The sequence below is a fragment of the Brevundimonas mediterranea genome, assembly GCF_014196125.1.
Taxonomy (GTDB): domain Bacteria; phylum Pseudomonadota; class Alphaproteobacteria; order Caulobacterales; family Caulobacteraceae; genus Brevundimonas; species Brevundimonas mediterranea.
Genome location: NZ_JACIDA010000001.1, coordinates 934,812 through 955,507, shown reverse-complemented (window position 1 = coordinate 955,507; position 20,696 = coordinate 934,812). Strand labels below are relative to the sequence as shown.

The window sequence follows — 20,696 nt, the reverse complement described above, 5'->3', positions numbered from 1 at the left end:
CCCGGTCGAGGCTATTCGGTGAACTCGGCGTGGTGAACGACTTCGCAGAATGACGGCATCGAACAACACGCCTTTTCCCGGGCGACGTCGCTCATCAGATTGAAGGCGCCGGTGTGCGGCTTGCGCCGGATGACTGCCGCCATTGCGTCGAGAAATGCCTGTTTGAACCCAAGTCTCGGATACTCGGCCAGGATCATTTCGACCACCTCGGTCGATATCAGCGCGCGGGGTACAGCGCCGATGTCGATGCCCGCACCCAGTTGCACCAATGCGATCTCCGGCGCCTTGCGCTGCGGCACCGCAAAAGTCGTGTGCAGCGCGATGGCATCCCAGATCAGCGCGATCTTTCTATCGGGATAGCCGTGCCGGGACAGGAAGACAGCCGCTGCGTCCGCCCCGTCGATCTCGAAACGATCTTCGCGGACGAATTGATCGACCAAACCCAGATCGTGCAGCACCGATCCGATGAACAGCACTTCCGGATCATAAACGGCATTCTGCAACGCGCCCGCCGCCTGACCGAAGGCGTAGCTGCGCATCACATGGTTGAACAGGTAGGCTGGGGAATGGTCACGAGCCAGTTCCATCGAGGCGACGCAGATAGTCGTGTCCGGGAATTGCATGGTCTTTCCCCCCGTTGTTTTGGCTCCCGATAATGTGGCAAAGAACTGCATGGCTGAAAGGACAGAGAATCGATGATTTCGGCCACCCCCAATCCTGTCGTGGAGAGGAGAATGCCGCACCGGATTGCCTTCGTCGTCGCACCGGGATTCGAGATGCTCGACCTCGCCGGCCCGCTCTGCGCGTTCAATCTCGCCAGGAAGCTGCATGGCGCGGATTATGAGCTTGCCGTCGTGTCGGCCACAGGCGGCATGGTCGAGGGAAGCGCCGGCTTGCCTGTCGATACCCGCGGCCCGAAGGCCGCGGAAAAGGCACGCACTGTCATAGCGATCGGCGGCCCGATGGCCCATGTTCCACAGTATTGCGTTGAAACCGTTGCCTGCCTCGCCTCTGTCTCAGCCCGCCTCGGCCGGATCGCGAGTGTCTGCACAGGCGCTTTCTTCCTGGCCGAGGCAGGAATTCTCGATGACCGTCGCGCCACGACGCATTGGCGCTGGGCGCCCTTGCTTCAGTCACGCTTCCCGCAGATTTCGGTCGAGGCCGATCGTATATTCGTCAACGACCGTAACGTGTGGACTTCGGCCGGCATCACCGCCGGCATAGACATGGCGCTGGCGCTGATCGAAGTGGATCATGGGCCGGACCTTGCCCGGCGGATCGCACGCGACATGGTGGTCTATCACCGGCGGCCGGGCGGGCAATCCCAATTTTCCGCGATCCTCGACATGGAACCGGCATCGGATCGCATCAGAGCCGCGCTCACCTATGCCCGCGAGCATCTGACGGAGGATTTGTCAGTGGAGCGGCTCGCACAGGCTGCCTGCATGAGCGTCCGGCAATTTTCCCGCGTATTCGCCATGGAAACCGGCGAGACGCCAGCCAGGGCGGTCGAGCGGCTGCGCGTCGAAGTCGCTCGTTCGAGTGTGGAAGACAGCAACCGACCTTTCGATGCGCTGGCGCGCGAAGCGGGGTTCGGTGACTCTGAACGGATGTGCCGAAGCTTCATTCGCGTCCTTGGCCTGTCTCCGCAGGAACTACGACGGATATCGCGGCGTCGTGCGCAATGATACGCAGCCCGGAATGCGGAAAATTGGGATCGGGCGGGGAGCATCGCTTTTGGCTCGCGAACGCTCCGCCAGAAGGTCCGACAGGCTTCGTCGTCATCCTGCCGTTCGACACCCTGTTCGAGTTGCGCGCCAAAGCGGCGTTGCGCTTCTAGCTGTCGCTAGCCGGACGCCGGCTCGGCGAGGTGACAGGTATCGTTCAGGGCGGATCGGTGTCGTGGCAAATGGGGCGGCAGCGGGGATTGGCGCTGTGACGGCTTCCGCAAATACCTAAAGGGAAACCTTCGGCTTGGATTCGGCTAGCAACGTGACAAGCCGCCTCAACTCAGGGTCATGAAAGTTGGCATAGCCGATCCTGAACGCTTCCGGCGCGTTTGCAGCATCCAGCGCAAACCGCAGGCCCGGAGAGACGATAAGTCCGGCGCGCGCGGCATTGGCGGCCCAGGTCTCGGCGCTCAGCCCCGATCGGAGCCGCAGCCAGATGGCGAGACCTCCCCGCGGCAGATCGAAGGCGATGTCGTCACCCAGGGTCTGGTGCAGTTCATCAGCCAGGATATCGCGTCGCGCCTCGTAGATGCGGCGCGCCTTGCGGGCATGGCGACCGAGTTCGCCATCCTCGATCAGTGCCGCCAGCGCCAGTTCGAGCGGCAGATCGCCTTGCCGGTCGATCGCTTCGCGCCGGTCGGCCATGCGGGTGAGGATATCGGGCCTCGCCACCACGTATCCCAGACGCACGACCGGGGCGAGCAGCTTGGAGAGCGACCCGACATAGATCACCTGCGTATCCGGGTCCGCGCGCGCTGCCATTGGCAGCACCGGGCGACCATCGAACCGATATTCGTGATCGTAGTCGTCCTCAATCACATAGAGGCCGTGCCGCCGGGCGATGTCGAGCAGCTTGAGACGCCGACCCGCACCCATCGTCACCGTCGTGGGATACTGATGATGCGGGGTGACGTAGATCGCGCGCAGTGTCGGCTCTCTCTCGGCCAACCGGGCGAGATGATCGATATCGATGCCGCCCGCGTCAACGGGCACGCCAATCACCCGCGCGCCTGCCGCGCGGAAGGCCGACCAGGCGAGCGGATAGCCGGGAGTCTCGACCGCGATCGCCTGGCCGGCTTCGATGATCGCGGCGGCAGTCAGAAAAAGCCCCATCTGGCTGCCGCGCGTCACCATCAGGTCGGAGGACGATGCCGCCAGCCCGCGTTCGCGCGATAGATAGCCGGACAGCGCCGTCCGCAGCGCTGGCGCGCCCCGCGGATCGCCATAGCCCGCGTCGGTCAGGAAGGTCGGCCCGGTCAACGCCCGCCGGAACGCGCGCGCCAGTTCGACGCGCGGCATGATCCGGGGATCGGGCGCACCATCCGAGACCCGTAGCGATGGTGGCAGCGGACCCGTGACAGTTTCGGCATCGACGCTGGTTGGCGGAGTTCGAGGGCGTGCGCTGCGCCCGCCGGGCTTTGCGGTCGGCAGATCACGCGCCACGAACGTGCCGCGCGATGGTTCGCTGACCAGCCAGCCCTGCATGGTCAATTCATGGAAGGCGGCGTCCACCGTATTGCGATGGACCTTCAGGCTTCTGGCGAGCGTGCGCGTTCCCGGAAGCGCGTCACCGGGCTTCAGGCGACCGCGCTCGATGTCGCCGACGATCGACGCGGCGATGTCGAGGAAGACCGGCCGTTGACCGCTCTTTTCCAGGTCGATCGTCAAGTCCTTCAGCGCCAACCGGCCTATCTCCTATTTTCAAACTGGCACTAAGGAATAGGCCAGATAGAAGCTATGTCATGGCGCGACCGTGGCCGAAATCGTGCGGGCCCGAAGGAGGAAAAGAGCCATGACCGAGAAAGCCATTTTCTATCACGCGGGATGCGCCGTCTGTGTCGATGCCGAGCAGCGGTTCGCCGCTGCGTTGGACAGCAGCCGGTACGATGTCGAGGTCGTCGATCTCGGCGAAGCCAAAGACCGCATTGTCGAAGCCGAGCGGGCGGGCGTCACATCCGTGCCGGCCATGGTGATCGGCGGAGGCGTCTATCACATTAACCACGGCGCCGATCTGTCGGCGCTCGGCTGACCCCGATGACGAGGGGAGCACCCGCCATGCTGAAGACGGCCGTCGCCATCCGCCACGTTCACTTCGAGAATCTCGGCAGCTTCGAGGCCGTGCTGACGGCGGCCGGCTACCGGGTTCACTATTACGATCTCGGCGTGAACGAGCTTTGGACGCTCGACCCATTGCTTCCCGATCTGCTGGTGGTGCTGGGCGGGCCGGTCGGGGTCTATGAGGCGGAGGCTTATCCATTTCTGGCGCAGGAACGGCAGCTTCTCGAAGCCCGGCTGGCCGCGCGCCGCCCCACGCTCGGCGTCTGCCTCGGCGCACAGTTGATGGCGGCGACGCTCGGCGCAGCCGTCGCGACGACCGGCGCCAAAGAGATCGGCTTCTCCGAGCTTTCCTTGACGGAAGCCGGCGCCGCCGGCCCGCTCCGCCATCTCGACGGTGTCTCGGTGCTGCACTGGCATGGCGACGCCTTCGCCATTCCCGACGGGGCGATCCATCTGGCGGCGACGCCTCTTTGCGCCACGCAGGCCTTCGCGCTCGGACCGAACATCCTCGGGCTTCAGTTTCACCCCGAGGTGGATGCCTGTGCCGGCATCGAGCGCTGGCTTGTCGGCCATGCCGCCGAGTTGGCCGCCGCCGGGATCGATCCCCGCCCTCTGCGCACCGAGGCTGAACGCTGCGGACCGCCGCTGCGGGAGGCCGCGCGCCGGATGCTCGCCGAATGGCTGGAAGGATTGACGGCATGACAATGGGCTTCGACGCGGAACTTGCCCAGGCGATCGGTCAGGAGGCGCAGCGCCAGCAGGATCATATCGAACTGATCGCGTCGGAAAACATCGTCAGTGCGGCGGTGCGGGCGGCGCAAGGGTCGATCCTCACCAACAAATATGCCGAAGGGCTTCCGGGCCGGCGCTATTATGGCGGCTGCGAGGCCGTCGATATCGTCGAACAACTCGCCATCGACCGTGCTTGTGAACTTTTCGGCGCGGCGTATGCCAATGTCCAACCGCATTCCGGCGCCAACGCCAATATCGCGGTATTGTTCGCGCTGCTGAACCCCGGCGATCGGATCATGGGCCTTGATCTCGCCTGCGGCGGTCATTTGACGCACGGATCGCCCGTCAGCCTATCGGGGCGCTGGTTCGACGTATCGGCCTATGCGGTGCGCCGGGATGACGAGCGGATCGACTATGACGATCTGGAACGTCTGGCCCGGGAGACCCGCCCGCGCCTGATCTTCGCCGGAGGATCAGCCTATCCGCGCGTCATCGACTTCGCCCGGATGCGCGCCGTCGCCGATGGTATCGGCGCATATCTTGTTGCCGATGTCGCCCATTACGCCGGGCTGATCGCGGCGGGACTTTATCCGAACCCGGTCCCGCACGCCCATGTGGTGACATCGACCACCCACAAGACGCTGAGAGGGCCGCGCGGCGGCCTCATCCTGACGACCGATCCCGATCTGGCGAGGCGGATCGACAAGGCCGTTTTTCCGGGCACGCAAGGCGGCCCGCTGATGCACGTCATCGCGGCCAAGGCCGTCGCCTTCCACGAGGCGCTGCAACCCGCCTTCGCCGAATACAGTCGCGCCGTCGCGCGCAACGCGCAGGCGCTCGCCGAGACACTGACAGCCGGCGGCTTGCGGCTCGTGACGGGCGGCACGGACTGCCACTTGCTGCTGGTCGATCTCCAGCCCTTCGGCCTCACCGGCAAGGCGGCGGTCGAGGAACTGGAGCGCTACGGCCTGACAGCCAACAAGAACGCCGTGCCTTTCGACCCTCGCCCGCCGACCGTCACGTCCGGCATCCGCCTGGGAACACCCGCGATCACGTCGCGTGGCTTCGACGAGGCTGAGTGTCGCCGAGTGGGAGACTTGATCCTCACCGTCCTCGGCAGCTTGCGCGGCGAGCCGATCGACGCCGCCGCCGTCCGAGACGAGGTGAGACGGCTGACGGCGACGTTTCCCGTCGAGAGGAATGTCGATGTCTAGCGTCGTCGCCAATCTGGCGACCGTGCGGGCGAACATCGACGGCGCAACGCGACGTGTCGGACGCGATCCGGCAGACGTGCGGCTGGTCCTCGTCACCAAGACCGTCGCAGCCGAGCGCGTCCAGGAGGCGGTCGAAGCCGGCCAGAGCGACCTCGGCGAGAACAAGGTGCAGGAAGGACGCGGCAAGGCGCAAGCGCTCGCCGGGCTGCCGATCCGCTGGAGCATGATCGGCCATCTCCAGTCGAACAAGGTCAAGGACGTGCTGCGCTTCGCCGACGAGGTGCAATCGCTCGACCGGCTGTCGCTGGCAACGGCCCTCGACAAGCGGCTTCAGCACCTTGGGCGCGGTCTCGACGTGCTGGTCCAGGTGAACACGTCCGACGAGGCCAGCAAATACGGCCTGCATCCCGATGAGGTGCAGGCATTCCTTCGCGAACTGCCGGCATTTGCAAGCCTCCGGCCGTTGGGCTTCATGACATTGGCGCGTTTCACACCGGATGTCGCCGAGGTGCGCCGGTGTTTCCGCCTTCTGAAAGGCGTCCGCCATCGCGCGTTGCAGGATGCACCGCAGGGCGACCAGCTTCGCCACCTGTCCATGGGAATGTCAGGTGATTACGAAATCGCCATTGAGGAAGGCGCGACGATCGTCCGTGTCGGTCAAGCGGTGTTCGGGCCGAGGCCATTGCCCGATTCCTACTATTGGCCTGATGCCGGGGCGGTCGCATGAGGCGGGTGATCTCGATCCAAAGCCAGGTCGTTCACGGCCATGTCGGCAACAGCGCCGCGGTCTTCCCCATGCAGGCGCGCGGCATCGATGTCGCCGCCGTGCCCACGACACTCCTGTCCAACCATCCGCATTATCCGACCATGTACGGCCGGGTGCTGGAGCCGGGGCTCGTCGCGGACCTGCTCCAAGGCGTCGAGGATCGCGGTTGGATCGACAGCGGGGCTATCCTGCTCACCGGCTATCTGGGATCGGTGGCGGTCGCCGATGTCGTTGTCGATTTCATTGCGCGAGCGCAGCGTCGAAATCCGAACCTGACCTATGTCTGTGATCCCGTGATGGGAGACGACGATCTCGGCATCTTTGCCGCCGCAGGATTGCCGGAAATATTTCGCGACCGGCTTGTTCCTATAGCCTCGGTGATCACGCCCAATCAGTTCGAATTGGAACTGCTGACAGGACAGAAGGCTCGTTCGGTTGCAGCCTTGCGCGAAGCGGCGCGCGCACTGTCTGCAAATGGGACTGGAGCCGTCATCGTGACCGGTGTGGTGCTCGACGATACGCCGTCAGGTCTGGTCGAGACAGTGCTGTGTCTGGCCGACACGCTGCACCGAGTTCCCAATCCGCGATTGCCCATTCGACCATCAGGCACAGGTGATCTCTTCGCGGCGCTTCTGGTCGCCGAACTCTGCGACGGAAACTCATTGGCTGCTTCGATACATGCTGCGTCACAGGAGATACTGGCGATCCTGCAACGGACCTATCTCACCGGATCGAACGAGATGGTGATTATCGCACAAGAAGTTTGCACTCGGACAGCCGGTCAAACGTAACAGATCAGTCGATCTCAGTTTTACCGCAGGGCGGTAGTAGAAAGGCGATGCGGCGCTCCAGAGCATTGGGGAATGGTTGCGATCTGTCGCCCTCCTTGACGATCGGGGTGCACGTCATGATGCGCCAGATCATGGCGCTGTTCGATGAGTATCAGTCCAAGGAGAATGGCAAGCACGTCTCCCGCGCCTTGAAGGGGAACGCTCGTTAGGGATTCTGGAACGGCGCCCGCCCGCCTTTCGGTTACCGCATCGTCGCGGCCGAGACGCGGGGGACCAAGGTCAAGAAGGTGCTGGAGATCGATCCGCTCCACGCCGACACTGTGCGGTTGATGTATCGGCTTGCGCTTCAGGGCGACGGCGCCACCGGCCAGATGGGCATCAAGGCCATCGTCTCGTACTTGAACAGCCGTCGCCTCTTCACTCGCGACGGCGGGCGCTGGGGCATCGGTCAGGTGCACCGCATCCTGACCCGTCGCTCTTATATTGGCGAGCATGAGTTCAATCGTCGGGACAAGGACGGCAATCCGAAGCCTCTCAGCGAGCGGGTCGTGGTGCCCGTCCCGTCGTTGATCGACCGCGACACGTTCGACGCCGTTCAGGCCCTCCTCAAATCCCGCAACCCCAAGGTCATGCCTGCACGGGTGGTGTCGGGACCGACCCTGCTGACCGGCCTGATCCATTGCGGCAAGTGCGGCGGGGCCATGACCATCCGCACCGGCAAGGGCGGTCGCTACCGCTACTACGCATGCTCGACCAAGGCCCGCCAAGGTCCGACCGCCCGCGAGGGCATGGCGGTCCCCATGGAGAAACTCGACGATCTGGTCGCTGAGCATTTGGAGACACGGCTACTCCAGCCAAAGAGGCTGGAAGAGGTGCTGGAGGCCGTGCTGGACCGGCGACAGGAGCAGGCCGGACGGCGCCGCGATCACATCGCTGAACTGAACAAGCGGGCCACGGAGGCCGATCAAAGGCTCAAGCGACTATACGACGCCATAGAGGCGGGCGTGGCCGATCTAGGCGATCCAGCGATGAAGGATCGGCTCGACGGCCTCAAGGCCATTCGGGACCAAGCCAAGGCCAACGCTGAGCGCGCCCAGGGGATGCTGAACAGTTCCGGGCGTCAGGCCGTCACGCCGGAGATGCTCAAACGATTCGCACGCACCGCTCGCCAGCGCATGCAACTGGACGACGGCGGCTATCGCCGCGACCACCTCCGCGCCCTCGCTCAACGGGTCGATGTAGGCGAGGTTCGTATAATGGGATCGAAGGCCGGGCTGCTTCAGGCCCTTACCGCCAACGGCGGCGTGGGAGCAGTGCCCACTCAAGGACTGAAGTGGCGGAGAGGGTGGGATTCGAACCCACGGTACCCTTCCAGGCACGCCGCATTTCGAGTGCGGTACATTCGACCACTCTGCCACCTCTCCGCGGTGCATAGTCGCTTGGTCGAGCGAGCGGCTTCTCTAATGGCAGGCGCGCCGCATCGCAAGCGGTCTGTGAAAGAAATCGGACGCTATCTTTGCGCGGGCAGGGACAGGCCCGGCGCGGCGCCGGTCTGGGGGTCGACGCCCTTGAATCGAAACAGTTCGGCGGGGCGTCCGCCGGTGGCCGAGGACAGTTGTCCGGTGGGTTCGACCAGGCCTGTGCGTTCGACGCCGCGACGGAAATTCTGCTTGTGCAGCGTCAGGCCGGAGACGGCCTCGGCGGCGGCCTGGAGTTCCGACAGGGTGAAGAGGCCGGGCGTCAGGTCGAACAGGACCGGGCGGTATTTCAGCTTGCTGCGCAGCCGGCCAAGACCTGTCGCCAGGATGCGCCGGTGGTCCGATCCCATGGGCGCGCCGGGCAGCGGGGCGGAGGCGTCGGGCGGCGTCTGGCGCGCGTCGCGCCAGGCCTCGGCGACCAGCCGAGCCTCGTACAGAAGCTCATAGCGTTCCAGCACCCGTTCCTCGTTCCAACGGTGGTCGGGCGTCAGGGCGAACAGAGCGCGGGCGCGGGCCGTGCGGCGGTCGTCGGCGCCGGCCCAACGGGTCAGTCCCTCGATCAGGGCGGCGTGCAGGGCGGGGCTGTCGGCGCGACGATCCTCCCAGGGGAAGAAGTCGAATACGGCGTCCCAGTGCGCGTCATGGGTCTGCCCTTGGGCGGCATCCGGCGTCAGGGCCAGATAGCCGACCGAGACCTCGCGCCTCTGGTCGGGGGTCGGCGTGGCGCGGGGGGTGGCGCGGCCCGCATCGCCGAAGGTGTAGAGCTGTTCGACGAAACCCAGGCGGAAGCCCGTCTGGTCGGTCACGAAGTCGCGCAGAGCCCGTTCGAAGGTCCTGTCGCGCGCGGGATCGAACGGGCCGAAGGGCAGGGCGCGGGCGCCGTCCTCGGACTGGGTCGTCAGGACCACGGCCCGACGGTCCTTCAGCGCCATGACGACGACCGACAGGCCGATGCGCACGCCCTGATCCGCCGGTCCCGCCATGCCTATTCCGTATGCCAGGCGTCGTCGGCGGGCAGGAGGCCGACCGCCTTGGCCAGGACCTGATAGCGTTCCAGATAACGGGCCTGGGCGATGGAGGCCGGCTGGGGTTCGATGACCAGGCTGTAGCCCGGCGGGGGCGAGCCGAAGAAGCCCAGGGATTCCTTTTCATTGAATCCGGCCAATTGCGTCGCCTCGAAAAAGGCGCAGGCCTTGTCGGCTTTCTTGATCAGGTTCTTGATGGTCTGCGGCGTCTTGGGCGGCAGGCCGTAGCGGACGTGAATGGCCGCCTCGAGTCGGGCCTCGAAATCCTTGTAGCCTTCGCCCAGCGCCGCCTTGAACGGCGAGATCATGTCGCCGATGACGTATTCCGAGGCGTCGTGCAGAAGGGCGGCCAGGCGCCATTTCGGATCCAGGCCCGGCTTGATGTGGGCGGCGATCTCCTCGACCACGACACTGTGTTGGGCGACCGAGAAGGCGTGTTCGCCGATCGTCTGACCGTTCCAGCGCGCGACGCGAGCCAGACCGTGGGCGATGTCCTCGATCTCGATGTCGAAGGGCGAGGGATCGAGCAGGTCCAGGCGTCGACCCGACAGCATGCGCTGCCAGGCGCGGACTTCGGTCTTCTTCTTGGGGCGCTCGGCCAAATCGTCGATCCTGATGGCTTGTGGGCTGGTCAGGTGACGCAAAGCGGCGCGGGGATCAAGGCGGCAAGGGCGAATCGGATCGATCGGCGCCACATCCAGCGTGGAAAACCGTCAGTTCCCGACGTTCAGAGCGACCAGATCCTTGGCGGACTCGAATACGCGGTCGTTGGTGGCCTTGGACCGAACCGTGGCGATGACCAGGGGGCCGCCGACCGGACCACGCGCCACGAACCCCACCTGACGCCAGGCGCCGGCCTCGACATTGTCGTCGGCGAGCAGGAAGGTCATGCGGGTGGCGTCGCCGGGCGCCTGGGTGCGGACCTGGGTGGTTTCGCCGTTGGACTTGACGCTCACGTTGCTGGTTTCAGTCCGGGCGCCCTGGCCGTCCTTGGACTGGATGTTGATGCCGGCGATACGGACGGAGGCGTTGTCGCCCTGGGTCTCGATATGGATGCCGGGCAGGCTGACGGTGGCGTCTTCGCCCCTGGTCCTGATGTTGACGCCCGGCGCCTCGACCGAGGTCTTGTCTTCGCCCGTCTGCCGCTCGCGGGCATCGACCCGCACCGCCGCCTGCGGCATTTCATCGGACAGGCGGCGTTCATAATCCAGAAGCACCTCATCGGCTGATCGGCCGTCCAGCTTGACCAGATAAAGAACCACCTCGGACCCGCGCGGCCCGCCATAGGTGCAGGATCCGCCGCCGGGGCTGGCCGATCCTTTGCGGGTCAGGACGTTCAAGGCGTCCGGGCATTGCAGGCCGTCCACCACCTTCAGCACGCCCAAAGGCGTGTCGTCGGGCGAGGCGGTCGTGGTGGTGGTGATGCGGACCGCGTTTTCGCCGTCGCAGGCCGCCAGGCCGGCGCTCAGGCTTGCGGCCATCAGGCCGGCGATCAGAAGACGATACGGGGCGGTAACGCTCATGTTTGCTATTGTGGGCGCTGGGGGGCGTCGATCCAGTGAAATCGCGGTAATGCCGATCAACCCCCCGGGCGACCGCCGTCGCGCCGACCCAGGAAGGCCAGCCGTTCGAACAGGTGGATGTCCTGCTCGTTCTTCAACAGGGCGCCGTGCAGGGGCGGGATCAGCCGGTTCGGCGTCTTCTCCCTCAGGGTCTCGGCGTCGATATCCTCGACCAGCAGCAGCTTCAGCCAGTCCAGCAGTTCCGAGGTGGACGGCTTCTTCTTCAGGCCCGGCGTGTCGCGGATCTCGTAGAAGGTCTTCAGGGCCTCGGCGACCAGGCGCGGCTTGATGCCGGGGAAATGGACATCGACGATGGCCGACAGGGTCTCGGCGTCCGGGAAGCGGATGTAGTGGAAGAAGCAGCGGCGCAGGAAGGCGTCCGGCAGTTCCTTTTCATTGTTCGAGGTGATGATGACGATGGGCCGGATTTCGGCCCGGATCGTCTCGTCGATCTCCTGGACATAGAATTCCATCCGATCGAGCTCCTGCAGGAGGTCGTTGGGGAATTCGATATCGGCCTTGTCGATCTCGTCGATCAGAAGGACGGGGCGGGCAGGGGCGGTGAAGGCCTCCCACAGCTTGCCCTTCTTCAGGTAGTTGCGGACGTCGTGAACGCGTTCGTCGCCCAGCTGGCTGTCGCGCAAGCGGCTGACGGCGTCGTATTCATACAGGCCGTTGTGCGCCTTGGTGGTCGATTTGACGTGCCAGGTGATCAGGGGCGCGCCGAAGGCCTTGGCGATCTCATAGGCTAGGACCGTCTTGCCCGTGCCGGGCTCGCCCTTGATCAGCAGGGGCCGTTCCAGCGCCACGGCGGCGTTGACCGCGACCTTGAGGTCGGCGGTGGCGATGTAACGATCGGTGCCTTCGAACCGGCCCATGAAAAACCCGCTCCGTGAATGTCACGAAGCGGGTTAGCGGATCGGATCGGGTATGAACAGCGATCAGGTGATGTGTTTGGCTGATACCGGATCGCTGGCGGGGAAGGTCTCCTCGACACCTTCGTCCACCAAGGCCTCTTCGCGGCTTTCAGCGTCCTGAACCTTGTCCTTCAGTTGGTCGGTCTTGCCCTCCTCGGCGACGATTCGTTTCGCATAGGGAGTGTCGGTGGAGGCGTCGGCCTTGGCGTGGGGATCGTTCATTTCGTCTCCTTGGGGGATTGGAGGCTCAGAGCGCCGGATCAGAGGTTTGATCGGGCGCGTAGCCCAGTTGTTCGATGTCGTCGTCGTCGAGGCGTTTGGATTCCCAATGGGCGGCGCTGGCCTGGGCGCCGCGCTCGTTCTCCATCAGGCCGGAATAGACCAGCTCGACCTCGTCGTCCGCCCGGACGCCGTTGCTGTCTGCGTCTGACTGGCTCAGGGTTTCCCCGTCCAAGCCCAGAAGGGCGTCGGCTTCGCGCTCCATCCCGTCGAGAGCGAGTTGATCGTCGATGTCGAGATCGTCCTCATCGAACTCATCCTCGTCGGCGTCGCCGTCCGCCTGGGTGACGTCCAGCACCTGATCGGCCTCGTCCAGCAGGATGTCGCCTTCGCCCTCGTCGTCGAGATGGGTCTCATCGAAGACTTCCGACTGTTCCTGGTCGTCCTGGTAATCGTTATCCGGCATGTGGTGCGCCTCCTCTGCGAAGAGGAAACGTCAGCCGTGGGTAGGTGTTCCAGCGTGCGGAGGGAACAAGAGATGGTTAACCCTCTCGCATTAAGGTTCAACTCATCAGGTGCGGTCCAGGATTGACCGGTTCCGACCTATTGGGGAGTTCGGTCGTCCATGGCGTTGAAGCTGTCGTTGAAACCCGGCGAGCGGTTCGTGTTGAACGGCGCGGTGGTCCAGAACGGCGACCGTCGCGGGGTGCTGATTCTTCAGAACCGCGCCAGCGTGCTGCGCGAGAAGGACATCATGCAGGCGGAGGAGGTCACCACCCCCGCCCGCCGGATCTACTTCCCGATCATGATGATGTATCTGGAAGAGGCCTCTGCAGCGAAATTCTACGACGAATTGGCGCTGCGGATCTCCGAGTTCATGGGCGCGACCAAGAACCCCGCCATTCTCGCCGAATGCGTCTCCGCCTCGCGTCACGTTCTGGCGCGCGAATACTACAAGGCCCTGATGGCGGCCCGTAAGATTGTCGAATACGAAGAAAAGGTTCTGAATGTCGCTTCAAGCTTACAAAGCGGCGACGTCGCGGGCTGAGAGCCCGCGCGACCTGGAGTACCGGCTCTTTGGCCAGGTCACGCGCGCGCTGGTGCATGCCTCGACGGTCGATGAACGGGATCTGGCCACGCGTATCGACGCGCTGGACTGGAACCGGCGTCTGTGGTCGACCTTGGCCTCCGACTGCGGCGATCCCGCCAATGTGCTGCCGACGCCGCTGCGTGCGCAGATCATTTCCCTGAGCCTGTTCGTCAATCGCCACTCCTCCGCTGTCATGCGCGGCGAAGAGACGTTTCAGGACCTGATCGAGATCAACCGCATGATGATGCAGGGGCTGGCGCCGGGAGCGCAGCAGGCGGCCTGAGCGCGCCTTACTTCACGAAATCGCGAAGCCTATTGCTGCAAGCTGTTGAACCGACCTACCTTTCAGATCCCTGTTGAACAGTCGAAAGGAGGTGATCCAGTGTCTCATTGTCATCAATCGCGTGCGGTGGCCGCGACCCTGGTCCTCGGAGAGGCCCGGGCCTGACCTTTTGGTTGGCGCTAACGCCTGTCGGGCTGTTTAGCGCTGTTCAGGCTGAGTGTTGCGGTCCGGCCGTTCGCGGTCAGACAATGAAGGGCCGTCGCGGCGACGCGGCGGCCCTTTTGTCTGGCCTCAGTGGAAGATCTGGGCGAGCCAGCCGGCGGCGTGGTGGGCCACTTCGAAAACCGTGCGCCAGATCAGGAACAGATACAGGGCGCAGCCCCCAGTCGCGAGCGCACCCAGCAGGATGGCGATCCCGTCCCTCTGCATCATGCCCAGGGCGAAGAAGACCAGGGCGATGCCGGGCAGGGCGTCGCCGAAAGGGATGGGCAGGGCCATGATCAGCGCCAGGATCACGCAGACCAGACCGGTGATCGTATCCGCGACCTCTCCGGTCAGAAATGGAATGCGCGGTCGGGTCAGGTTCTCGACGTAGCGGACGGTCTTCATGATCCGCGACACGCCGGCGCGATAGGCCGCGCGGCTTATGGAGGTGCGGAGCGCCCAGCGCGGGAGCCAGATCGAACTGCGCTGAAAGGCCAATTCCAGTGACATCAGTATGATTGGCACCGCGAACACCGCCTTGCCGCCTGGCGGCCAAGGCAGCAGGGCCAGCATCGAGAGAATCAGAATCATCGCCCCGAAGCCACGTTCGCCGAACGCCGCGACCAGCTCCTCGAGTTTCAACTTCGGATCGTCGCCTTCGCCAAGCTCCTCGATCACGTCCGAGAAAAGCCGCAGGTCGTCGTTCGAAGGCGGTTGGGCGGGCATTAGCGGCGGCTCGGGGAAGGGGTTTGCGCCATGTAGGCGCACAGAGGTTTCACCGCCACTTACCGAACGGCAACAAAGCCCAATAATCGCACCGGAGGCGATTATTTCTTCGCCGCGTGCTCGGGTTTGCCCTTCCGCTTGGTGTGGGCGAAGTCCTCGAGCTGTTTCTCGGTCATGGACTCGACCATCGACTTGGACGCGCCCTTTAGTTCGGACTTGGGCGTATCGCCGCGCTTGGCCGACAGGGCGGCGCCGGCGGCCTTCTGCTGGGCGGCGGATTTGGCGGGCATGGGATGTCTCCTTCCGCCCGGAAGAAGCCGTCAGCCGCCCAGCAGTTCCCGACCGATCAGGAAGCGCCGGATCTCGTTGGTGCCGGCGCCGATGTCGTAGAGCTTGGCGTCGCGGACCAGGCGTTCGACCGGCCATTCCTTGGTGTAGCCTGCGCCGCCCAGGGCCTGGACGGCCTCAAGCGTGACCTTCACCGCATTTTCGGAAGCCAGCAGAATGGCGCCCGCCGCGTCGTAGCGGGTGGTCAGGCCTGCGTCGCAGGCGCGGGCGACTGCATAGACATAGGCGCGGGCGCTGTTCAGGGCGACGTACATGTCCGCCACCTTGGCCTGCATCAGTTGGAACGACCCGATCGGTCGGCCGAACTGCTTGCGGTCGCGAACATAGGGCAGGACGACGTCCAGCGCGGCCTGCATGATGCCCAAGGGGCCGGCCGCGAGGACCGCGCGCTCATAGTCCAGACCGCTCATCAGTACGCCGGCGCCGCCCCCCACCGGTCCCATGATGTTCTCCTCGGGCACCTCGCAGTCCTCGAACACCAGTTCTGCGGTGTCCGAGCCGCGCATGCCCATCTTGTCCAGCTTCTTGGAGACGCTGAACCCCTTCATGCCCTTCTCGATCAGGAAGGCGGTGCAGCCCTTTGATCCGGCGTCGGGATCGCTCTTGGCGTAGACGACCAGGGTGTCGGCGTGGGGGGCGTTGGTGATCCAGAACTTGGTCCCGTTCAGGACATAGCGGTCGCCCTTCCGGTCGGCCCGCGTCCGCATCGACATCACGTCCGAGCCCGATCCGGCCTCGGACATGGCGAGCGCGCCGACATGTTCACCGCTGATGAGTTTGGGCAGATATTTCCGCTTCTGTTCGGGCGTGCCCCAGCGCCGGATCTGGTTGACGCACAGGTTGGAGTGGGCGCCGTAGCTCAGGCCGATGGAGGCCGAGGCGCGCGACACCTCTTCCATCGCCACGACATGTTCCAGATAGCCCAGGCCCAGGCCGCCGTAGTCTTCTTCGACCGTGATCCCGTGCAGGCCCAGTTCGCCCATCTCGGGCCAGAGCTCGCGCCTGAAGGTGTTTGTCGCGTCGATCTCGGCCGCCAGGGGGGCCAAGCGATCTGCCGCCCAGCGGGCGGTCGTCTCGCGAATCGCGTCGGCGTTTTCGCCGAGGCTGAATTCCATGGATTGCGGCGCGAAGGGAATGCTCATGCGCAAAGGGGTAGCATCGCGCATCCTCTTTCGCAAAACAGTCTTAGGCGCGGTCGGCGCGGCCCCAGCGTTTGTAAAGATTGTAGCCCGACACCCCGACGCAGGCGAGGGCGATGACGGCCAGCACCCAGCCGATCAGGAGCGTTTCGTCGCTCGAACGGGAGGATTGCCGGAAGGCGGCCATGGCGGCGCCGAACGACAGCATGCCGATGCCGCCCATCACCAGAAAGGTCGCCGTTTCGCTCCAGCCGGCCTGCTGAGCGGTGGGCGGGACCGGAGCATAGTCGGCCTGGATCTCTTCATCGATCGCGGAATTTTCTTCCGCCCCGAACAGAGGCGTCTGGTCAGGATCGACAGCCTCGCGGCTCTCCGGCCATGCCTGGCGGGCGTTCGACGATTCCTGCGGCGAGACAGGATCAGCCGTCAGTTCAAGCTGGATCGGATCCTGCGGCGGCGCGGCGGCGGCGAACACCGGGACTTCGACCGCCTGCTCGGCGATCATTTGCGGCTGTTCAAACGTCTCAGGCGCGTCTTCTGAAGTCGCGGGTTCTACAGCCGGCTCAGGCGTTGAAACCTCCTCGCCGGCGACCGCTGTTTCGCTTGGCGAGGGGGCGGGCAGGGCCGCGGTCGGGGTGAACGAAGTCTCGACTGCAAGGTCTTCCTTCGCCTCGACCTCGACGTGTTGCGTAGCGAGGTCATTGGCGGCGGCGGTCGCCTCCGGCTTCGCGTTCACGCGTCCCGCTCCAAAGCCGAGCAGCGGGCCGTGGGCGCGCACGGCGTAGGGGGAGTAGAAGGCGGCGACGCCGCCCGTCTTGTCGGTCTGAGGTGGGGGCGGGGAAGGGCGCGGCTCCGGTTCTTTCGCCGGTTCGGCCTCTTCGGCGATGTCTGTCTCGATCAGGGCGTCCGGGGTCGATTCCCCTTCGGCAGGCGGCGCGGCTTCCAGCGCAGGCGGCGTCTCTTCGATGACGACGGAACGCTGGTCTTCGTCCTCGCCCAGAAGAACGGCGACGGCGGCCGCTGTCGTCAGGGTCGCCGACGGCAAGGCCGGAAAGGGCGCGACATCCGTGTTTTCAAACGCGACCGCCTCTGCCGACGGCTCCGGTTCGACGGTACGCTCCACGAGGGTGGCGGTCACCGGCGGCAGGGGGGCGGCGAGAAGGTCGGCCAGCGAAACAGGCGCGTCGGGATTGGCGACGAACAGGGCGCGTTCGGCGGCGCGGCGGCGCGGCGGCGCGACGACCGCGTTGTCGTCCGTCCAGGCCAAGAGGGCCTCGGCGGCTTCGTCCGACGCGCCGGCGTTCAGTCGGGCCAGAACGTCGGATGTCGTGAAGCGATCGACCCCCACCGAGAAGGCGAAGCTGGCGAGGGCGTCGAACTGATGCTGGTTCAGCGGCGCCTGGACGGAGCCGATGGCGCGAACCACCGGGATCAGGTCGTACTGCAACAGCAGTTCGGCGTCGCTCTCGGACACGCTCAGCCCTTCGCGGGCGGAACGGGTATGGCCATAGCCGATCGTCCAGCGGCCGTCGGCGCGCTGAACGGCTCGAGGGCGGAAACCCTCGAAGCTCTTGATCAGAATGACCCCCTCGCGGGAAATCTTGGTCGGTTTCGGCGTGTCAGACACAGGTGTTGCCCCAAAGCGAGACGGCGGCGCGGCCCAGGGCCACGTCTCAGCAAACATGGGGCCAGGCTTCTACAGCAAAACGATGGTGGCCAGGCCGAGGAAAATCAGGAAACCGAAGAAGTCGGTCGTGGCTGTCACGAACACCGCCGACGACACGGCCGGGTCGAACTTCAGCTTCGACAGGGTCAGCGGCGTCAGCACGCCGATACAGGCGGCCACCAGCAGGTTCAGGATCATGGCCGCCCCGATGACCAGACCGATCCGCCAGTCCTCATGGCGGAACCAGAATCCCGCCGCGACCCCGATCAGGGGGGCCAGAACCAGCCCGTTGGCGACGCCGACCGCCAATTCGCGCAGGAAGGTCCGCATGGCGTTGGCCGAGTTCAGTTCGCGGGTCGCCAGGGCGCGGACGGTGACGGTCAGGGCCTGGGTCCCGGCGTTGCCGCCGATGGCCGAGACGATGGGCATCAGTACGGCCAGGGCGACGATCTGCTGGATGGTGCCTTCGAACAGACCGATGACGCTGGCGCCCAGCGCGGCCGTCGCCAGATTGATCGCCAGCCAGGGCACGCGGCCGCGCACGATCTCGGACACGGACGAGCCGCGGTCCTCGTCGGCGACACCGGCGAGGCGCAGGATGTCCTCGCGGTTTTCTTCCTGAATGATGTTGACGATGTCATCGACGGTGATCTGCCCCACCAGCCGACCGGCCGCATCCACGACCGGGGCCGAGATCAGGTGGTATTTCTCGAAGATATAGGCGACCTCTTCCTGGTCCTGATCGACGGCGATCACATTGATCGGCTCCATCAGGTCGGCCAGGGCCGCGCTGCGCGGGGCGCGCAGCAAACCGCTGATCGGCACGCCGCCGACGGGGCGGTTCAGCGGATCGACCACATAGATGTCGAAGAACAGCTCCGGCAGGTCGTCGCCCTGTTTGCGGATGTGGTCGATGGTGTCGCCCACGCTCCAGAACTGGGGCGCGGCCATCACCTCGCGCTGCATCAGGCGGCCGGCGGACTCTTCATCATAGCCCAGGCTGCTCTCGATCGCCGCGCGGTCTACGTCCGGCATGGCCGCCAGAACGCGTTCGCGCTGGTCGTCCTCAAGATCCTCGACCACGGCGGCGGCGTCGTCGGAATCCAGTTCCTGCAGGGCCTCGGCCAGGGTTCCGTGCGGCACCCGCTCCAGCACCTCCTCGCGGATGCCGTCGTCCAGCTCGGGCAGGGTCTCGGCCAGAAGCTCCGGCGGCAGCCACAGCACCACGACGGCGCGGTGTTCCGAGGTCAGGAAGCCCATCAGGTCGGCGACGTCGGCGGGGTGCAGGTCCTCCAGCAGGGACCGCAGCCGCATGCCGTCGCCGTCATCGGCGGCGTCCACGACTTTCTCGACGAATTGAGGGGTGAGGACATAGTCCTCGTCCAGGGCGGCGTGGTCTTCGTTATCAGGCGCTTCGGCTGGAGCGAAGGCGGAGTCCGTGGTGCTCACGTGGTCGCCTCCCTTGGTAGAATGTCCAGCCGTAGTTAGCCGATGAATCGCCCTGTTTAGCCAGATGGTGCGGTCGAGAAGACTCGAACTTCCACGGGTTGCCCCACAGCGACCTCAACGCTGCGCGTCTACCAATTCCGCCACGACCGCTCGCATCGGAGCGGCGGCGAATAGACGAAGCCGCCGGAAAAGGAAAGGCTCTCTTTTCAGCCCTGTCGCGCTTTGTGCGTTTCAGCTTGTGGATACGTCATGCCGAACCGGCCATGAAGTCGTAGAGGTCGGCCGATCGGGTCACGGTGATGGCGATCCGGTCGTCGCGAATCTCGATCTCGCCGCGCGCGACCGGGTGATTGTTCGCCAGGATCCAGACTTCGTCGCCTTCCGAGGCGTCCAGCGGAATCACGGCGCCCCGGCCCATGCGCAGCAGTTGCGACATCGGCAGCACCATACGGCCCAGCACCACTGAGATTTCGACGTCGACGGCGTTGATCTGGGACACGGGCGCTCTCGTTCACTATGAGGTCGTCCCTTGCGGAAACGCCTCAAGCTGCACATTGAAGCCTTATGCTTGCCGAGCCGTTAAGTCCTGAACTTCAGAAGCTGCTTCGCGACGACGACCGCCCCGTCGAATGGGTGGTGGCGACCCGCCCTGTCGATTACGCCGCCGCCGAAGCCTTCATGGAGGCGCGTGTCGCCGCCATAGCGGCAGGCGAGGCGGGGGAGATGGTCTGGCTGCTGGAACATCCGCCCCTCTACACCGCCGGGGTGTCGGCGCGGGACGAGGACCTGCTCGACGCCGGCCGCTTCCCGGTTCACCGGACGGGACGGGGCGGGCAGTTTACCTATCATGGGCCGGGTCAGCGGGTGGCCTATGTCATGCTGGACCTGAACCGGCGCGGGCGGGACGTGCGCGCCTTCGTCAGGGGGCTGGAGCAATGGCTGATCGGCGGCCTGGCCCAGTTCGGCGTGACGGCAGACGTGCGCGAGGGGCGGGTCGGGGTCTGGGTCGAGCGCAAGGGCGCGGGCTGGAGCCGTGAGGACAAGATCGCCGCCATCGGCGTCAAGGTGCGCAAATGGGTCAGCTTCCACGGCGTCAGCCTGAACGTGGAGCCGGATCTGGATCATTTCGGCGGCATCGTGCCCTGCGGCATTCAGGAGCATGGGGTCACCAGCCTGATCGATCTGGGCGTCCTGGCGACCATGGACGAGGCGGACGCGGCGCTGAAGATCAGTTTTCACCGCCTGTTCGGCGCGACCGTCGAAACGGCTTCGCCGCTCTGACCCGCGCCGCTTCGCCGC

General features: G+C 65.2%; 23 protein-coding genes, 2 tRNA genes and 1 pseudogene. 10 read left to right on the top strand and 16 right to left on the bottom strand.

Going from position 1 to position 20,696, the window contains the following annotated elements; genetic code table 11:
- Positions 1–11 precede the first annotated feature (11 nt).
- Entirely contained in the window at positions 12–623 is a 612-nt protein-coding gene (locus GGR11_RS04905; protein WP_183195646.1) for an HD domain-containing protein, read from the bottom strand.
- A 72-nt stretch (positions 624–695) separates the two neighbouring features.
- On the opposite strand from GGR11_RS04905, the gene GGR11_RS04900 reads away from it, so the two are divergent.
- Positions 696–1,688: a GlxA family transcriptional regulator gene (locus GGR11_RS04900; RefSeq protein ID WP_246331548.1), complete on the top strand. Its 993-nt coding sequence runs from the start codon at positions 696–698 to the stop codon at positions 1,686–1,688.
- Positions 1,689–1,955: 267 nt separating this feature from the next.
- On the opposite strand, the gene pdxR is transcribed toward GGR11_RS04900, so the two are convergent.
- Positions 1,956–3,413: a MocR-like pyridoxine biosynthesis transcription factor PdxR gene (pdxR, locus tag GGR11_RS04890; RefSeq protein ID WP_183195645.1), complete on the bottom strand. Its 1,458-nt coding sequence runs from the start codon at positions 3,411–3,413 to the stop codon at positions 1,956–1,958.
- 109 nt (positions 3,414–3,522) lie between these two features.
- On the opposite strand from pdxR, the gene GGR11_RS04885 reads away from it, so the two are divergent.
- The 6 genes and pseudogenes from GGR11_RS04885 to GGR11_RS16990 all read left to right on the top strand — a co-directional run.
- Positions 3,523–3,759, top strand: a complete 237-nt coding sequence (locus GGR11_RS04885; protein ID WP_183195644.1) for a thioredoxin family protein — start codon at positions 3,523–3,525, stop codon at positions 3,757–3,759.
- 26 nt (positions 3,760–3,785) lie between these two features.
- Complete coding sequence (locus tag GGR11_RS04880; RefSeq protein WP_183195643.1) at positions 3,786–4,490, top strand: glutamine amidotransferase; 705 nt, start codon at positions 3,786–3,788, stop codon at positions 4,488–4,490.
- Complete coding sequence (gene glyA, locus GGR11_RS04875) at positions 4,487–5,734, top strand: serine hydroxymethyltransferase (RefSeq protein ID WP_183195642.1); 1,248 nt, start codon at positions 4,487–4,489, stop codon at positions 5,732–5,734. Before GGR11_RS04880 ends, glyA begins: the two co-directional genes overlap by 4 nt.
- Complete coding sequence (locus GGR11_RS04870) at positions 5,727–6,461, top strand: YggS family pyridoxal phosphate-dependent enzyme (protein WP_221205089.1); 735 nt, start codon at positions 5,727–5,729, stop codon at positions 6,459–6,461. Before glyA ends, GGR11_RS04870 begins: the two co-directional genes overlap by 8 nt.
- Positions 6,458–7,291, top strand: coding sequence for a pyridoxal kinase (pdxY, locus tag GGR11_RS04865; RefSeq protein WP_183195640.1), 834 nt, complete (start codon positions 6,458–6,460; stop codon positions 7,289–7,291). Before GGR11_RS04870 ends, pdxY begins: the two co-directional genes overlap by 4 nt.
- A gap of 329 nt (positions 7,292–7,620) precedes the next feature.
- Positions 7,621–8,115 (top strand): annotated as a pseudogene (locus GGR11_RS16990) (recombinase family protein); the annotation flags it as partial.
- A gap of 510 nt (positions 8,116–8,625) precedes the next feature.
- On the opposite strand, the gene GGR11_RS04855 reads toward GGR11_RS16990, so the two are convergent.
- The 7 genes from GGR11_RS04855 to GGR11_RS04825 form a co-directional block, all read right to left on the bottom strand.
- Positions 8,626–8,715: transfer RNA gene (locus GGR11_RS04855), tRNA-Ser, on the bottom strand.
- An 86-nt stretch (positions 8,716–8,801) separates the two neighbouring features.
- Positions 8,802–9,752, bottom strand: a complete 951-nt coding sequence (locus GGR11_RS04850) for an NUDIX hydrolase (RefSeq protein WP_183195639.1) — start codon at positions 9,750–9,752, stop codon at positions 8,802–8,804.
- 2 nt (positions 9,753–9,754) lie between these two features.
- Positions 9,755–10,348: a YfbR-like 5'-deoxynucleotidase gene (locus GGR11_RS04845; protein WP_183196377.1), complete on the bottom strand. Its 594-nt coding sequence runs from the start codon at positions 10,346–10,348 to the stop codon at positions 9,755–9,757.
- A 159-nt stretch (positions 10,349–10,507) separates the two neighbouring features.
- A complete protein-coding gene (locus tag GGR11_RS04840) occupies positions 10,508–11,317 on the bottom strand; it encodes a methyltransferase type 11 (RefSeq protein WP_183195638.1) in 810 nt (269 codons plus the stop codon).
- Positions 11,318–11,373: 56 nt separating this feature from the next.
- On the bottom strand, positions 11,374–12,234 hold the full coding sequence (locus GGR11_RS04835) for an AAA family ATPase (RefSeq protein WP_183195637.1): 861 nt from the start codon (positions 12,232–12,234) through the stop codon (positions 11,374–11,376).
- Positions 12,235–12,297: 63 nt separating this feature from the next.
- Complete coding sequence (locus GGR11_RS04830) at positions 12,298–12,495, bottom strand: hypothetical protein (RefSeq protein ID WP_183195636.1); 198 nt, start codon at positions 12,493–12,495, stop codon at positions 12,298–12,300.
- 25 nt (positions 12,496–12,520) lie between these two features.
- The gene (locus tag GGR11_RS04825; protein WP_183195635.1) at positions 12,521–12,958 is read right to left on the bottom strand and encodes a hypothetical protein; all 438 of its coding nucleotides are present in this window, start codon (positions 12,956–12,958) and stop codon (positions 12,521–12,523) included.
- A 159-nt stretch (positions 12,959–13,117) separates the two neighbouring features.
- Between GGR11_RS04825 and flbT the strand changes: the two genes are divergently transcribed.
- Both flbT and flaF read left to right on the top strand, forming a co-directional pair.
- On the top strand, positions 13,118–13,540 hold the full coding sequence (gene flbT, locus GGR11_RS04820; RefSeq protein WP_035305521.1) for a flagellar biosynthesis repressor FlbT: 423 nt from the start codon (positions 13,118–13,120) through the stop codon (positions 13,538–13,540).
- On the top strand, positions 13,500–13,865 hold the full coding sequence (gene flaF / locus GGR11_RS04815) for a flagellar biosynthesis regulator FlaF (RefSeq protein WP_183195634.1): 366 nt from the start codon (positions 13,500–13,502) through the stop codon (positions 13,863–13,865). The genes flbT and flaF overlap by 41 nt, the downstream gene beginning before the upstream one ends.
- 291 nt (positions 13,866–14,156) lie before the next feature.
- Here the strand turns inward: flaF and GGR11_RS04810 are convergent, their stop codons facing one another.
- The 7 genes from GGR11_RS04810 to GGR11_RS04780 form a co-directional block, all read right to left on the bottom strand.
- Positions 14,157–14,795 (bottom strand): exopolysaccharide biosynthesis protein, encoded by a 639-nt coding sequence (locus tag GGR11_RS04810; protein WP_183195633.1) that lies wholly within the window; start codon positions 14,793–14,795, stop codon positions 14,157–14,159.
- A 101-nt stretch (positions 14,796–14,896) separates the two neighbouring features.
- The gene (locus GGR11_RS04805; RefSeq protein WP_035305524.1) at positions 14,897–15,085 is read right to left on the bottom strand and encodes a DUF3008 family protein; all 189 of its coding nucleotides are present in this window, start codon (positions 15,083–15,085) and stop codon (positions 14,897–14,899) included.
- Between the two features lie 30 nt (positions 15,086–15,115).
- On the bottom strand, positions 15,116–16,285 hold the full coding sequence (locus tag GGR11_RS04800; RefSeq protein WP_183195632.1) for an isovaleryl-CoA dehydrogenase: 1,170 nt from the start codon (positions 16,283–16,285) through the stop codon (positions 15,116–15,118).
- A gap of 43 nt (positions 16,286–16,328) precedes the next feature.
- Positions 16,329–17,909, bottom strand: a complete 1,581-nt coding sequence (locus GGR11_RS04795) for a glycoside hydrolase family protein (protein ID WP_183195631.1) — start codon at positions 17,907–17,909, stop codon at positions 16,329–16,331.
- 69 nt (positions 17,910–17,978) lie between these two features.
- Entirely contained in the window at positions 17,979–19,397 is a 1,419-nt protein-coding gene (gene mgtE / locus GGR11_RS04790; RefSeq protein ID WP_183195630.1) for a magnesium transporter, read from the bottom strand.
- Positions 19,398–19,462: 65 nt separating this feature from the next.
- Positions 19,463–19,547, bottom strand: a tRNA-Leu gene (locus tag GGR11_RS04785).
- A gap of 97 nt (positions 19,548–19,644) precedes the next feature.
- The gene (locus tag GGR11_RS04780) at positions 19,645–19,896 is read right to left on the bottom strand and encodes a FliM/FliN family flagellar motor switch protein (RefSeq protein ID WP_008260376.1); all 252 of its coding nucleotides are present in this window, start codon (positions 19,894–19,896) and stop codon (positions 19,645–19,647) included.
- A 65-nt stretch (positions 19,897–19,961) separates the two neighbouring features.
- On the opposite strand from GGR11_RS04780, the gene lipB reads away from it, so the two are divergent.
- Positions 19,962–20,678: a lipoyl(octanoyl) transferase LipB gene (gene lipB, locus GGR11_RS04775; protein WP_183195629.1), complete on the top strand. Its 717-nt coding sequence runs from the start codon at positions 19,962–19,964 to the stop codon at positions 20,676–20,678.
- The last annotated feature ends 18 nt before the right edge of the window (positions 20,679–20,696 follow it).